The following is a 13074-nucleotide window of genomic DNA, read 5'->3' as shown; positions in this document are numbered from 1 at the left end:
CGGTCAGGCGGTGACGCCGTAGAGCCGCTCCGCCGTCCCCGACCACACGGCCGCCGTCGCGCCGTCGTCGAGCGCCGGCAGTGCGTGGGCCGTACGGGCGACGACGTCCGCGTACGGCGCGATGCGGGCGGACATCGGCCAGTCGCTGCCGAACAGCAGGCGCTCCGTACCGAGCAGGTCGACGGCGGCCCGGGCGATCGCGGCGACCCGGTCGGCGTCGTCCGGGCCGGTCGTGTGCAGGCCGGAGAGCTTGGCGTGCACGCGTGGCCGCGCGGCGAGCGCCGCGAGCGCGTCGCACCACGCCTGGTCGGGCGCCCCGGCGCCGAGGCCCAGGTGGCAGACGACGACGTCGAGCGCCGGGTGCCGGCCGGCGAGCGCCCCGACGGCGGCGAGCTGTTCAGGGCGCACCAGGGTCTCCAGCACCCGCCCGGTGGCGGCCAGCCCCTCGCACAGGGCGTCGAGCCCCGGGACGTCGGACAGGTCGGCCGCGCCGCCGGGGACGGCGAGCCGGAGGCCGGCGACGGGCACGCCGTCGTCGAGCAGCGGCTGTGCCATCCCGGCCCAGGCGGCGGGCTCGCCGGGGCGCGCGTCGTACTGGAGCACGACCGGGCCGGGCAGGGGGCCGTGCGCGGCGGCCCGGGCGGCGAGCCAGCGCGCCTCGCCCTCGGTGTCCGCGGCCTGGACGGCGACGGCGGCGCGCACGGGCACCGGGGACGTCGCCGTGGCGCGGGCCAGGTCGTCCGGGCCGACGCGCCGCGGCAGGCCGAGGCGCTCGGCGAACCAGGAGATCCGCATGGCCGCGGTGTCCCAGAGGTGCACGTGCGCGTCGACGATCCCGTCGCGCATGCCGTCGCTCACGCCGGCGCGGCCGCGGACCGTGCGGCGTCGAGCGCGGCCCAGAGATCATCGGGCAGGTCGGCTGCGGCGGCGTCGGCGAAGACGTCGACCTCGGCCGGGGTGCGCGCCCCGACCACGACCGCCTCGACTCCCGTCACGCGCAGCGGGTACCGCGCGGCCACCGCCGCCAGGGGGAGCCCGGCCGCGGCGCACACGGCCGCCATGCGCAGCGCGCCGTCCACCTGCTCCGGCGTCGCGGGGTGGTAGTCGAAGTACGGCGCGGCCACGGGGTCGGCGAGCACCCCGGAGTTGTACACGCCCGCGGCGATCACCCCCACGCCCCGCGCGCGGGCGGCGGGGAGCAGGTCGGCCTCGGCCGATCGGTCCAGCAGCGTGACCCGGCCCGCGGGCATGACGACGTCGAGCGCGTCGGCGGCCTCGCGCACCAGGCGCGCCACGGGGGCGTTGTGCCCCATGCCGACGCCCACGGCCCGGACCACGCCCTGGTCGCGCAGCTCCAGGAGGGCGGGAAGGGCGCCGCGCAGCGCGGCGTCGACGTCGGCGGGGTCGTGCAGGTAGAGGAGGTCCACGCGGTCGGTGCCCAGCCGCGCGAGGCTGCCCTCCAGCGAGCGCAGCACGCCGTCGCGGCTGAGGTCGCCGACCGTGTTGACCCCGGTGCCGCCCGTCGGGACGGGCGCGCCGTCGGCGTCGACAATGGTGCGCCCCACCTTGGTGGCGAGCACCACGCTGTCGCGGTCCACGCCCGACAGGGCGGCGCCGAGCCGGAGCTCGCTGACCCCCTCGCCGTAGTGCGGGGCGGTGTCGAAGAACCGAACGCCGCGCTCCAGGGCGCGGCCGACGGTCGCCTCGGCGGCGTCCGCGGCCACGGGCGTGAAGAGGTTGCCGATGGGCGCGCAGCCCAGGCCGAAAGCGGCGGCGACGGCCTGGGCTGGGTCCAATCCCGGCCCGGCCGGGCTCAGCGGGCGGAGGGCTGCGCGGAACGCCATGCCTCGAACTCCCCTCGGGTGTCGGGGGTCAGCGGGTAGTAGTCGCTCAGCCGGGCGCCCTCGTCGAGCCGGCCGCGGCTGAACACCTCCCACTCCTCGTGGTCCCGAGCCGACTCGATCACCTGGTCGGCCATGCCGCGGGGCACGATGACGGGGCCGTCGTCGTCGGCCACGACGAGGTCGCCCGGCAGGCACAGCACGCCGCCCACGGCGACGGGCACGTCGAACGCCCACGGGAACAGCTCCGACTGCGAGGCGTAGTGCGGAGTGCTGCCCGTCGACCACACCGGCAGCCCCAGGTCGCGGATCTTCCCGGAGTCGCGGATGCGGCCGTCGACGACCATGCCGGCGCCGCCCTTGCGCTGGAAGTAGCGGGCCAGGATGTCGCCCACGCACCCGGAGTACAGGCTGCCGAACGCCTGGACCACCAGCACGTCGCCGGGCTGCACGGTCTCCAGGACGTGCCACAGGGCGGTGTGCCGCTCCACGTACTCCTGTTCGTCGCCCGCGGCGAGGTCCTCGCGCTGCGGCATGAACTGCAGCGTGAGGGCGGAGCCGACCACCTTGTACCCGGGGGACAGGGGCCGCGGCCCCTCCACGAACGAGCGGCGGATGCCCAGCCCGTGCAGCTTGGCGCAGGCCGTCGCGGACGACACCTCGCCCAGCCGGGCCAGGGTGTCGGCGTCGGCCCGCTCGAACGCCTCGCCCCGAACGGGGAGCGTGACGTCCGGCCGGACCAGGCCCGCGCTGGGATCGGTGGGTAGCCCGTCCAGGCCGGCGTGGGTGGGGGCTTCGGTCATGAGGAGGCTCCTTCTCGGGGCTGGGACTGGAACTCGGGGTGGGCGGGTGCGGCGCCCGCGTGCCGCGGCGCCGTCGTGGCGGGGGCGGTGAGCAGCACCAGGTCCGCGCGGTGCGACGGCGGCAGCTCGACCAGCACGTCGCCGCCGTCCACGGGAAGGCTCACCGAGGACGGCGTCCCGGCCCGCCCCGCGGACGCCGTCGACGGCCCCGGGTAGACGCCGCCGGACTCGCCCCGGGCCACGACGCCGGTCAGGCGCTGCTCCCCGAACCGGCCCGGCCGCACACGCACCCGCCGGGCGCGCGTGGGGGAGACGTTGACCAGCGTCAGCTCGACGCGCCCCGCCCGCGGGTCGCCGTCCAGGCGCGTGACCAGGGCAGCGACATCGGGCGGCAGGCCCGGCCGCGACCGGTCGGCGTCCGTGTAGCTCACGGCCGCGAACGGCAGGCCCCCGTTGTAGAGCGTCTGCGGCGTGCCCGTGACGAGCTGCCCCAGCACCTCCGTGACCACGGGGTTGGCGCGCTGCCAGAAGTGCAGGTGCACGGTGTCCGGGTCCACGGGCTCGGCGTCCATCACCGCGACCCGGCGGGCGAGCTGCCCGAGCGCCATCGACAGCGCGCGCTCCGGGTAGTCGGGCAGCGCGCCGTCGAGGAACGTGAGCCACGGGCCCTCGTGCCCCGCCTCGACCTTGTCCCGGAACGGACGCACCTCGCGCGCCCCGGGCGTGCCGTCCAGCACGCGGTCCAGGCGCTCGCGGTCGCGCGGGTCGCGGGTCCACCACCACAGCCAGGTGGGCAGGTCGAGCTGCACCGGGCCGAAGTCGAACCAGCCCTCGGCGCCGTACCGGTAGGGCACGAGCAGCGCGGGCTCGGCGGCGTGCGGGCCGAGTCGGTCCAGCCAGCTCCCGCGCAGGCTGAACGGGGTCTCGGTGACGGGCGCGGTGATCGCATGCTCCAGCACCGTGTCGAGCATGGTGCGCACGAGGTCGAGCGGGCCGTCGTCGCGGGCCGGTCCGGGCACGGCGCCCGAGACGAACGACGCGTTGATCGCCCCGATCAGCGTGCTCATGCCCACCGAGTGCAGGCCGTGGGGCCAGGTCCAGCCGTAGTGCCCGCCGTACCAGGCGCCGTCGTGCAGCCCGCCGACGACACCGTCGGGCGCCACGTTGTCCGGCATGAGCCCGCCCGAGGAAGCGGCGCGCTCGCGCCAGCCGTCCACGTACCGGGTGACCCACGCGCCCGAGGCCGCGTCGCCGTCGTACAGCCAGGCGTTGGTGACCAGCGACGTGGCCGCGAGGTTCACGGCGGTGTCGCCGGCGGCGCGGCGCTGCAGCTCGTCGCCCATGAGCTGCGCGTGGGCCGGGTCCTCCAGGTCGGACCAGCGCGTGATTCCCGGCAGCCCGTGCAGCGGCAGGCCGTAGGCCTTCATGTAGTCGAGCGACGCCGGGTAGGTGAGCCACTCGGTGCCCAGTCCCGGCAGCGGTCCGAGCGCGCCGTTGTGCGGCGCGGTGACGATGTTGCGTGCCGGGTCGTAGTTGCCGTGCTCCGGGTCGGTGTACAGCTGCGCGAACCGCCGGGCGCGCTCGGCGAACCGCTCGTCGCCCGGGTCGGCGGCGCACAGGCCGTAGAAGAACAGCAGCGACTCGCCCTGGTGGAACCAGTCGTACCCGTTCTCGTACTCGCCGGTGAGCATGCCGGCCTCGGTGAGCTGCGCCGTCACGCCCTCGAAGTGGTGCTTGGCGGCGTCGAGCACGTCGTCGCTGCCGCCCAGGGCGTAGAAGGCCGGCCAGTTGAAGAACGGCTCGTAGAGGTCGTCCACGCCGTCGCGGTGCTCGAACCCGCCCGCGTGCAGGATGCGGCCGTCGGGCCCGCAGTACCGGCGCGCGAACAGGCGCCAGGCCTCCTCGGTCGCGTCGAACAGGCGCCGTTCGAGCACGGCCCAGGCCGGCACCTCGGCCAGGGGAGTGGTGGGGACGCGCGGGTGCGCGGTGTCGTCGGTCATCGCCTCAGCCCTTCGTCGCCCCGGCGACCAGGCCGCCGATGATGTGCCGCTGCATGAGCACGAAGAAGAGGATCGCCGGGGTCACCGCGAGCAGCAGCGTGGGGAAGACCGTGGTGTAGTCCGTCGAGAACTCGCCGACCGCGGCGTACACGCCGGTGGTCACCGTGTAGATGCCGGAGCCGGGACCGAGGATGATCTGCGGGCTGACGAAGTCGTTCCAGACGCTGATCGAGTTCAGCACCACGATCGTGGCCACCACGGGCCGCATGATCGGGAAGATGCAGGACCAGAACGCCCGGATCTTGCCCGCGCCGTCCAGGGACGCCGCCTCGTCGATGTCCCGCGGCACCGTGCGCAGGTAGGCGGCGAACAGGAAGATCGTGACCGGCAGCGTGGCCGCCGTCTCGAAGAGGATGAAGCCGGGGATCGTGTTGATCAGCCCCAGCACCCGCAGCACGAAGACGACGGGGATCAGCGTCACCTGGCCCGGGATGAACAGCCCGGAGACGAACAGGAGCAGCAGCCCCAGGTGCCACTTGGACCGGCCGCGCGCGATGACGTACGCGACGGGCGCGGCCAGCGCGATGCCGAACACGTTGACCAGCGCCACGAACAGCAGCGTGACGCCGTAGGCGCGCACCACGTTGAACTTCTCGCTGGTCAGCGCCGCCCGGAGGTACTCCAGGCTGAACGTGTCGGGGGTGATCGCCAGGGGCGAGGCGATGATCGCGTCCTGCGGCTTGAAGGCGTTGATCACCATGATGTACAGCGGCACGAGCATGACGAGCGCGCCGGCGCCGAGCAGCACCCACTTGAGCACGCTCCCCACGCCGGGGGCGCGCAGCCGGCGCCGGGGGGTCGGGTATCTGTGCATCAGTCGGCCACCTTCTGCTCCGCGCCGCGTCGGGCGAACGTCACCGCGAGGCCCAGCACGGCCGTGACCAGCAGCAGGATCACGGACTGCGCCGCGCCGAACCCGAGCTCGGACTGCGCGAACGAGTCCCGCAGCACCTGGTAGACGATCGTCTGCGTGGACCCGGCGGGACCGCCGTCGGTCAGGGCCAGCACGATGTCGTAGACCTTGAGCAGCCCCACGAGCGTGAGCACGAGGTTCACGGTGAACACGGGGGCGATCAGCGGCAGCGTCACGTTGCGGAACTGCTGCCACTTCGAGGCGCCGTCCACGGTGGCGGCCTCGTAGTACTCGGTCGGCACGGACTTGATGCCGGCCAGGAACAGGATCATGTTGAAGCCGAAGTGCGACCACACGATCGTCAGGATCACGCTCGCCTTGGCGAACGCGACCTCCGTGAGGAACGGGACGGGCGGCACGCCGAGGTGCCCGAGCAGGCCGTTGACGGCGCCCTCCGGCGCGAGCATGGCCGACCAGAGGAACCCGATGATCAGCGCGCTGATGATGTACGGGTAGAAGAAGATCGTGCGCATCAGCGTGTTGGCGCGGCCGGAGCCGGAGATGAGGGCCGCGATCATGAGCCCGACGCCGTTGCACAGCACCGTGCCGAAGAACGCGACCACGCCGGTGAAGATCGCGGCGTCGACGGTGCGCGGGTTGCGGAAGGCCTCGGCGTAGTTGTCGAGCCCGATGAACGTGAAGTTCAGGCTGTAGCCGTTCCAGTCGGTCAGGCTCAGCACGAACGCCAGGACCATCGGCACGATGAACATCGCGAGGAACACCAGGACGGCGGGGCCGCCCATGACGATCCCGGGGAGGCGGTCGCGCCACACCCGCGCCGCCGAGCGGCGGCGAGGGCGTGGCACGACGGCGAGCGTGTCTGCCATGTGGGTCACCGGTGCTGCCTCAGCCGATGCTGGAGGCGAACCAGTCGTCCATGGCCGACTCGACGTCGGCGGCCGGGGTGCCGCCGATCAGGGCCTGGGTCTGGGCGTTGATCTCGTCCGAGTAGCCCGTGGGCAGCGTGCGCTCGCCGTAGCCCTGCCCGGTCGGGGTGTACGACTCGGCGGGCGTGTCGGCCACGATCTGCTGCAGCTCCTGGCCCAGCGCGTCCATCTCGTACTCGTAGCCGTCGCGGAAGTTGCCGTCCACCGCGAGCTGGTCGGCGACCGCCGTCTGGTCGGTCACGAGGAACTCGACGAGCTTGGCGGCGGCGTCCTGGTCCTCGCTGGTCTTGAGGATCGAGTAGGGGCTCGCGATGTTCGCGCCCATCGCCGGGGCGTCGACGCCGTCGGCGGCGGGGGCCCGGAAGACGCCGATCTCGGCCTTCTCCTCGGCCTTGGCCTCGGTGCCCGCGAACCAGCTGCCCATGGGGTAGATCGCGCTCTTGCCGGACAGGAACGCCTGCTCCGCGTCGGGGTACTTGATGCCCAGGGCGTCCTTGGGCACGTAGCCCTCGGCCACCCACCCGGCGTACGTCTCGACGGTCTGCCCGTAGGTCTCGGCGAACGTGGTCTCGCCCGCGCTCATCCGGGCGAACCAGTCCGGGTCCTGCGCCACGATCGTCGGTAGGCCGAGTGCCTGCAGGGAGTGGCTGGTCATCCAGTCGCCGCCGGTCTGGATCGGGGTCCAGCCGGCGTCCTTGAGCTTGCCGAGCGCGTCCGTGAGCTCCTCCACCGTCGTCGGAGTCTCCGCGATGCCGGCCTCCTCGAAGGCGGTCTTGTTGTAGAACCACAGGCTCTGCAGCTGGAAGCCGATCCCGGCCATGTAGTACTTGCCGTCGATCGAGTACTGGTCGGCCAGGGGACCGGTCGTGGCCCAGTCGTACTGGGAGAGGTCGACCAGCTCGGGGGCCAGGTCGACCGTGGGCGGCATCGACTGCACGACGTCGGGCGCGTCGCCCGCGGTCAGCAGCCGGGGCAGCGCGGCGGCCACGCCCTCGGCGCCCGGGTTCTGCACGACGACGTCGATGCCGGGGTTGGCCTCCTCGAACGGCGCGACGAGCTCGTTCCAGAACTCCTCGGTGAGGTTGGGGGTGACGTTGACGAGCAGGCTCAGCTCGGTGGTGCCACCACCGGCGTCGCCGCCGTCGCCGGCACAGCCGGCGAGGGTGAGGGCGGCCGCCGTGAGCGTGCCCACGCTCGCCAGGGTGCGGTGCTTGATCATCGTTGATCCTCTCGGGTTGCCGCAGCGTTCCAGGGGGTGCTGTGCGTGGGCCTGCGGCGTACGGCCTACGACTGTGGAGTGACGTCTCGGGGAGAGTAATCGATAATCGTTGGATTGGGAAGAAGGCGGGTCCCGTGCCCGCGGCGCATAGGCTCGCGGGGTGAACCGGACCGACCGCCTGTACGCGATCGTCGAGGAGCTGCGGGCCGTCTCGCCGCGCCCGCGGAGCGCGTCCTGGCTGGCCGACCGGTTCGAGGTGAGCCGGCGGACCATCGAGCGCGACATCGGCGCGCTGCAGCAGACGGGCGTGCCCGTCTGGGCAGAGCCGGGCCGCACCGGGGGCTACTGCCTGGACCGCGCCAGGACGCTCCCGCCGGTCAACTTCAGCCCCGACGAGGCGGTCGCGGTCGCCGTCGCGCTGGGCGGCCTGGCCGGGACGCCCTTCGCGGGCGCGGGCTCGACGGCGCTCCGCAAGATCCTCGCGGCCATGCGGGACGACGACGCGACCGCCGCCCACGACCTCGCCGCCCGCGTGCACCTGCTGGGGGCGCCGCCGCAGGTGCCGCCGGTCCCCGCCGTCCTCACCGACGCGATCACCGCGCGCCGGGTGCTGCGCCTGCGGTACACCGACAAGGCCGGTGCCGCGACCACGCGCGACGTCGAGCCGCTCGGCTTCGTCGGATCCTCCACGGGTTGGTACCTGCTGGCCTGGTGCCGGCTGCGCGACGGGATCCGCGCCTTCCGCCTCGACCGCGTCGACCGGGTCACGGCCACCAGCGAGCGCGCGCCCCGGCGGGTGGTCCGCCCGGAGGACGTCCAGGTGCCCGACGGCGACCTGCGCACCCTGACGCTCCTGGGCTGACCGCGCGCCGCCCTGTCCACCGCGAAAGCTGACCGCGAAAACACCGACACAGGGGTGTCGCGGAGCGGGCGGAGGCTGGTCGCACGCCATAGAGAGACTGTGGCCAGCGACCAGGAGGTCCACCCTCATGCACCACGCCACCCTCGCCTCCGTGCGCCTCATCACCGACGACGTCGACCGGCTGACGGCCTTCTACGAACGCGTCACCGGCGCAACGGCGGACCGCCCGACGCCCGACTTCGCCGAACTGCGCACCGACCGTGGCACCCTCGCGATCGGCAGCACCCGGACGGTCCAGCTCTTCGGCCCGGGCTCCGCGGACCCGGCGGCCAACCGCACGGCGATCGTGGAGTTCCTCGTCGACGACGTCGACGCGCTGTTCGCCGGCCTCGGCGACACGGTCGAGACGGTGACGCCGCCGACCACCATGCCGTGGGGCAACCGGTCGCTGCTCGTCCGCGACCCCGACGGCACCCTGGTCAACCTGTTCACGCCCGTGACCCCGGAGGCACGGGCGCACGCCGGGATGGAATGAGGGCGAGCCCATCGCCGCCGTCGGGCAGACTATGACCATCGGGCCGACGAGCCCGCCGAGCAACATCTGACCGACAACGCCGGTCTACCCCCCATCAGAAGGAGCATCCACGGTGACCCACATCTTCGACGAGCTGCAATGGCGAGGCCTGGTGGCACAGTCCACCGACGAGGCCGCGCTGCGTTCTGCACTGTCGGAGGGCACCGTGGACTATTACGTGGGCTTCGACCCCACGGCTCCGTCGCTGCACATCGGCAACCTCGTCCAGATCCTCACGGCACGCAGGCTGCAGGACGCCGGCCACCGGCCCTACCTGCTGGTCGGCGGCGCGACGGGCCTCATCGGCGACCCCCGGGACTCGGGCGAGCGCACGCTCAACTCGCCCGAGCTCGTGGCGAGCTGGGTGGAGCGCATCCGCGCCCAGATCGAGCCGCACCTGTCCTTCGAGGGCGACAACGCCGCGCAGATGGTGAACAACCTCGACTGGACCGCCCCGATGTCCGCGATCGAGTTCCTGCGCGACATCGGCAAGCACTTCCGGATGGGCACCATGCTGTCCAAGGACATCGTGGCGCGGCGGCTCGCCTCGGACGAGGGCATCAGCTTCACCGAGTTCAGCTACCAGGTGCTGCAGGGCATGGACTACCGCGAGCTGTACCGGCGGCACGGCATCACCCTGCAGCTCGGCGGCAACGACCAGTGGGGCAACCTGCTGGCCGGCGTCGAGCTGATCCGCAAGGCGGAGGGCGTGAGCGCGCACGCGCTCACCACGCCGCTCATCACCAAGGCCGACGGGACCAAGTTCGGCAAGTCCGAGGGCGGCTCCATCTGGCTCGACCCGGAGATGACCAGCCCCTACGCCTTCTACCAGTTCTGGCTCAACCAGGCCGACGCCGACGTCGTGAACTACCTCAAGGTGTTCACGTTCCGCTCCCGCGAGGCGATCGCGGAGCTCGAGCGCGAGGTGGCCGAGCGGCCGTTCGCACGCGAGGCCCAGAAGGCGCTCGCGGGTGACGTCACCACGCTGGTGCACGGCGCCGGGGCGACGGAGGCGGTCATCGCGGCCAGCCAGGCGCTCTTCGGCCGCGGCTCGCTCGACGACCTCGACGCCCGGACGCTCGCGGGTGCGGTGGCCGAGCTGCCGCGCGTGACGGCCAAGGCCGGCGACCTGGTCGCCGACCTCCTGGTGGGCTCGGGGCTCGTGGCCTCCAAGGGCGCGGCGCGCCGCGCGATCGCCGAGGGCGGCGCCTACGTGAACAACGTGAAGGTGACGTCGGACGACGCCGCGCTCGCCGGCGAGGACCTGCTCCACGGGCGGTACGCGGTGCTGCGCCGGGGCAAGAAGACCCTGGCGGTCGCCGCGTCGGAGTGACCTCCTGACCGGCCTCTCGCGGCTCTCCTGACCGGCACTGCCGGAGCACGACGGCGGCCGCCCGCGCACCAGCGGGCGGCCGCCGTTTCGTCTGCCCGGACGCTTTTCGCCCGCCCACGGCCTGTCGCTGAGCCGGTTCTTGCCCGATTCCGGGCAAGAAGTTGTCGTTCCTCGCTTCGATGGGCCACGCTCAGCGGCATGAGGACGTCTCCCGACCTCGTCGCCCAGGTGGCGGCGACCACCGGTCTCACGCCCGCCGAGGCGGCGCGGGTGGTCGGCGACGTCGTCGCGTACTTCGCCGAACCGGTGGAGGACGTCGTCCGGCGCCGGCACGCCGAGCTGAAGACCCACGGCGCGAAGAATCCCGAGATCTTCGCGCTCATCGCCGCCGAGCTGGAGCAGCGGGTCGTCGCCGCGCCCCGGCTCAGCGAACGACAGCTGCGCCGGATGATCTACGGCTGAGCCGGCGCCTCCCGCGGGCCGCACTGCCCGTCCCTCCGTACCCCTGAAGGAGCACCGTCATGTGTGGAATCGTCGGTTACGTAGGCGGCCAGAACGCCGCCCCTCTGCTCGTCGAGGCCCTCGGCCGGCTGGAGCACCGGGGGTACGACTCGGCCGGCGTCGCCGTCGTCGGCTCCCAGCTCAAGGTCACCAAGCGCGCCGGCCGGGTCCGCGACCTGGCCGAGGTGCTGCCCCGGCGGATGCCCGGACGCGTCGGCATCGGTCACACCCGGTGGGCCACCCACGGCCCCGCGACCGACGTGAACGCCCACCCGCACACGGACGCGACCGGCACGGTCGCGGTGGTGCACAACGGCATCATCGACAACGCCGCCGCGCTGCGCGCCCGGCTCACCGGCCAGGGCGTGGAGCTCGCGAGCGACACCGACACGGAGGTGTTCGCCCACCTCGTCGCGCTGTCCGCCGCGGACACGCTGGAGGGCAAGGTCATCGACGCGCTGGACGCCGTCGAGGGCACCTACGGGCTCGCCGTCGTCCACGCCGACTTCCCCGACCGGGTGGTGGTGGCGCGCAACGGCAGCCCGCTGCTGGTCGGCGTGGGGGAGAAGGAGATGTTCGTGGCCTCGGACCTGGCCGCCCTGGTGCGCCACACCACCACGGTGGCGCACCTGGCCGACGGCGAGCTGGCCACCGTCACGGCGGCGGGCTTCACCACGTTCCGCCGGGACCTGACCCGGACGCAGACCACGGCACGGGAGGTCGACGTCGACCCCAGCGCCTACGAGCACGGCCAGATCGACGGCCGCCCGCGCATGTACACGGAGATGCTGGAGCAGCCGGCCAGCGTGGAGCGCGCCCTGCGCGGCCGGCTCGACGAGCGGTTCGCGACCGCGCACCTGGGCGGGCTGGAGATGGACGCCCGCGCGCTGCGCGCCGTGCGGCGCGTCAAGATCCTGGGCTGCGGCTCGGCGTACTACGTGGGCCAGATGGGGGCGTCGCTCGTCGAGGAGCTGGCCCGCGTCCCCGCCGACGCCGAGGCCGCGAGCGAGTTCCGCTACCGCGACCCCGTCATCGAGCCCGACACCCTGTACGTGGCGGTGAGCCAGTCCGGCGAGACGATCGACACCCTGCTCGCCGTCGAGGAGATCCGCCGCAAGGGCGGCCGTGTCATCGGCCTGGTCAACGTCGTCGGCTCCGCGATCGCCCGGGCCTGCGACGGCGGGATCTACCTGCACGCGGGGCCCGAGATCGCGGTCGCCTCCACCAAGGCGCTCACCACGATGTTCGTGGGCTTCGCCCTCCTGGCGCTCCAGCTCGGGCGGGTCCGGGACCTCTCGGTCGCCGACGGGCGCCGGCTCGTCGCCGGGCTACAGGCCCTGCCGGCCCAGATCGAGCAGGTGCTCGACGGCGAGGAGCGGATCGCGCAGGCCGCGAAGGCGCTCGCCGCGGCGGAGAGCCTGTTCTTCGTGGGCCGCGTCCGGGGGTACCCGGTGGCGCGCGAGGGCGCGCAGAAGTTCAAGGAGATCAGCTACCGGCACGCCGAGGCGTACCAGATGTCCGAGCTGAAGCACGGGCCGCTGGCGCTCATCTCGCCCGAGGTGCCGACGGTCGCCATCGTGCCCGACGACGAGCTGACCGACCGGAACGTGGCGGCCCTGCACGAGATCGCCGCGCGTGGCGGCCCCCTCGTCGTCGTCACCCACGACGGCGTGGACCTGGGCGAGCTGAAGGCGGAGCGGATCGACGTACCGCGCAACGAGCGGGAGCTGGACCCACTGCTCCTGACCGTGCCGCTGCAGCTGCTGGCCTATCACGCTGCGCTGACGCTCGGTCACGACGTGGACAAGCCGCGGAACCTGGCGAAGTCCGTCACCGTGGAGTGACGCCGGTGACGGGCGCCCGGTTTGCCGCCAGTGACGGGGATGAGACGGGCGCCGCGCACCACCGCGCACGTCGCGCGCACGCTGATTTTGCGTGGACAGCGATCGCTGTGTACTGTTCCGGTTGTTCGCCCGACAGGGAGACACGGACAGGAAACGCGAAGAGCGTGACTGGCCGGTCCCGGGGCGGGAACCACTCCAGATCTTCGAGGTAGCTTCGTGCGCTTCGTTTCTGGGGTG

Annotated in this window: 12 protein-coding genes; 5 read left to right on the top strand and 7 right to left on the bottom strand. The window is 73.1% G+C overall.

The annotated features are described in order from the left end of the window. Positions 1–3: 3 nt before the first annotated feature. From ACFV9Q_RS28150 to ACFV9Q_RS28120, 7 genes are read right to left on the bottom strand one after another with little or no spacing between them, the layout of a single operon-like run. Positions 4–858 (bottom strand): amidohydrolase family protein, encoded by an 855-nt coding sequence (locus ACFV9Q_RS28150; RefSeq protein ID WP_377237137.1) that lies wholly within the window; start codon positions 856–858, stop codon positions 4–6. Further along, positions 855–1844, bottom strand: a complete 990-nt coding sequence (locus ACFV9Q_RS28145; protein ID WP_377237136.1) for an aldo/keto reductase — start codon at positions 1842–1844, stop codon at positions 855–857. Before ACFV9Q_RS28145 ends, ACFV9Q_RS28150 begins: the two co-directional genes overlap by 4 nt. After that, positions 1814–2644 carry a ribonuclease activity regulator RraA gene (locus ACFV9Q_RS28140; RefSeq protein WP_377237135.1) on the bottom strand — a complete coding sequence of 277 codons (831 nt, stop codon included), beginning with the start codon at positions 2642–2644 and terminating at the stop codon, positions 1814–1816. Before ACFV9Q_RS28140 ends, ACFV9Q_RS28145 begins: the two co-directional genes overlap by 31 nt. Further along, the gene (locus ACFV9Q_RS28135; protein WP_377237134.1) at positions 2641–4644 is read right to left on the bottom strand and encodes a hypothetical protein; all 2004 of its coding nucleotides are present in this window, start codon (positions 4642–4644) and stop codon (positions 2641–2643) included. The genes ACFV9Q_RS28140 and ACFV9Q_RS28135 overlap by 4 nt, the downstream gene beginning before the upstream one ends. Before the next feature lie 4 nt (positions 4645–4648). Further along, complete coding sequence (locus ACFV9Q_RS28130) at positions 4649–5518, bottom strand: carbohydrate ABC transporter permease (RefSeq protein WP_377237133.1); 870 nt, start codon at positions 5516–5518, stop codon at positions 4649–4651. Next, positions 5518–6444 carry a carbohydrate ABC transporter permease gene (locus ACFV9Q_RS28125; protein WP_377237151.1) on the bottom strand — a complete coding sequence of 309 codons (927 nt, stop codon included), beginning with the start codon at positions 6442–6444 and terminating at the stop codon, positions 5518–5520. Before ACFV9Q_RS28125 ends, ACFV9Q_RS28130 begins: the two co-directional genes overlap by 1 nt. 19 nt (positions 6445–6463) lie before the next feature. Further along, a complete protein-coding gene (locus tag ACFV9Q_RS28120; protein WP_377237132.1) occupies positions 6464–7723 on the bottom strand; it encodes an ABC transporter substrate-binding protein in 1260 nt (419 codons plus the stop codon). Positions 7724–7883: 160 nt separating this feature from the next. Here ACFV9Q_RS28120 and ACFV9Q_RS28115 point away from each other — a divergent pair, with 160 nt between their 5' ends. The 5 genes from ACFV9Q_RS28115 to glmS all read left to right on the top strand — a co-directional run bounded on the left by ACFV9Q_RS28115 (position 7884) and on the right by glmS (position 12837). After that, positions 7884–8585: a helix-turn-helix transcriptional regulator gene (locus tag ACFV9Q_RS28115; protein WP_377237131.1), complete on the top strand. Its 702-nt coding sequence runs from the start codon at positions 7884–7886 to the stop codon at positions 8583–8585. A 127-nt stretch (positions 8586–8712) separates the two neighbouring features. Further along, a complete protein-coding gene (locus tag ACFV9Q_RS28110) occupies positions 8713–9120 on the top strand; it encodes a VOC family protein (protein WP_377237130.1) in 408 nt (135 codons plus the stop codon). 112 nt (positions 9121–9232) lie between these two features. Then, positions 9233–10492, top strand: a complete 1260-nt coding sequence (gene tyrS / locus ACFV9Q_RS28105) for a tyrosine--tRNA ligase (protein WP_377237129.1) — start codon at positions 9233–9235, stop codon at positions 10490–10492. Between the two features lie 198 nt (positions 10493–10690). After that, positions 10691–10954, top strand: coding sequence for a hypothetical protein (locus tag ACFV9Q_RS28100; protein WP_377232505.1), 264 nt, complete (start codon positions 10691–10693; stop codon positions 10952–10954). 59 nt (positions 10955–11013) lie between these two features. Beyond that, complete coding sequence (gene glmS / locus ACFV9Q_RS28095; RefSeq protein WP_377237128.1) at positions 11014–12837, top strand: glutamine--fructose-6-phosphate transaminase (isomerizing); 1824 nt, start codon at positions 11014–11016, stop codon at positions 12835–12837. Positions 12838–13074: the final 237 nt, after the last annotated feature.

Origin of the sequence: Promicromonospora sp. NPDC059942 (assembly GCF_042731755.1) — a bacterium.
In the GTDB taxonomy this organism is placed as follows: domain Bacteria; phylum Actinomycetota; class Actinomycetes; order Actinomycetales; family Cellulomonadaceae; genus Promicromonospora.
The sequence above is the reverse complement of the archived record's forward strand: the minus strand, read 5'-3'. Positions and strand labels throughout refer to the sequence as shown.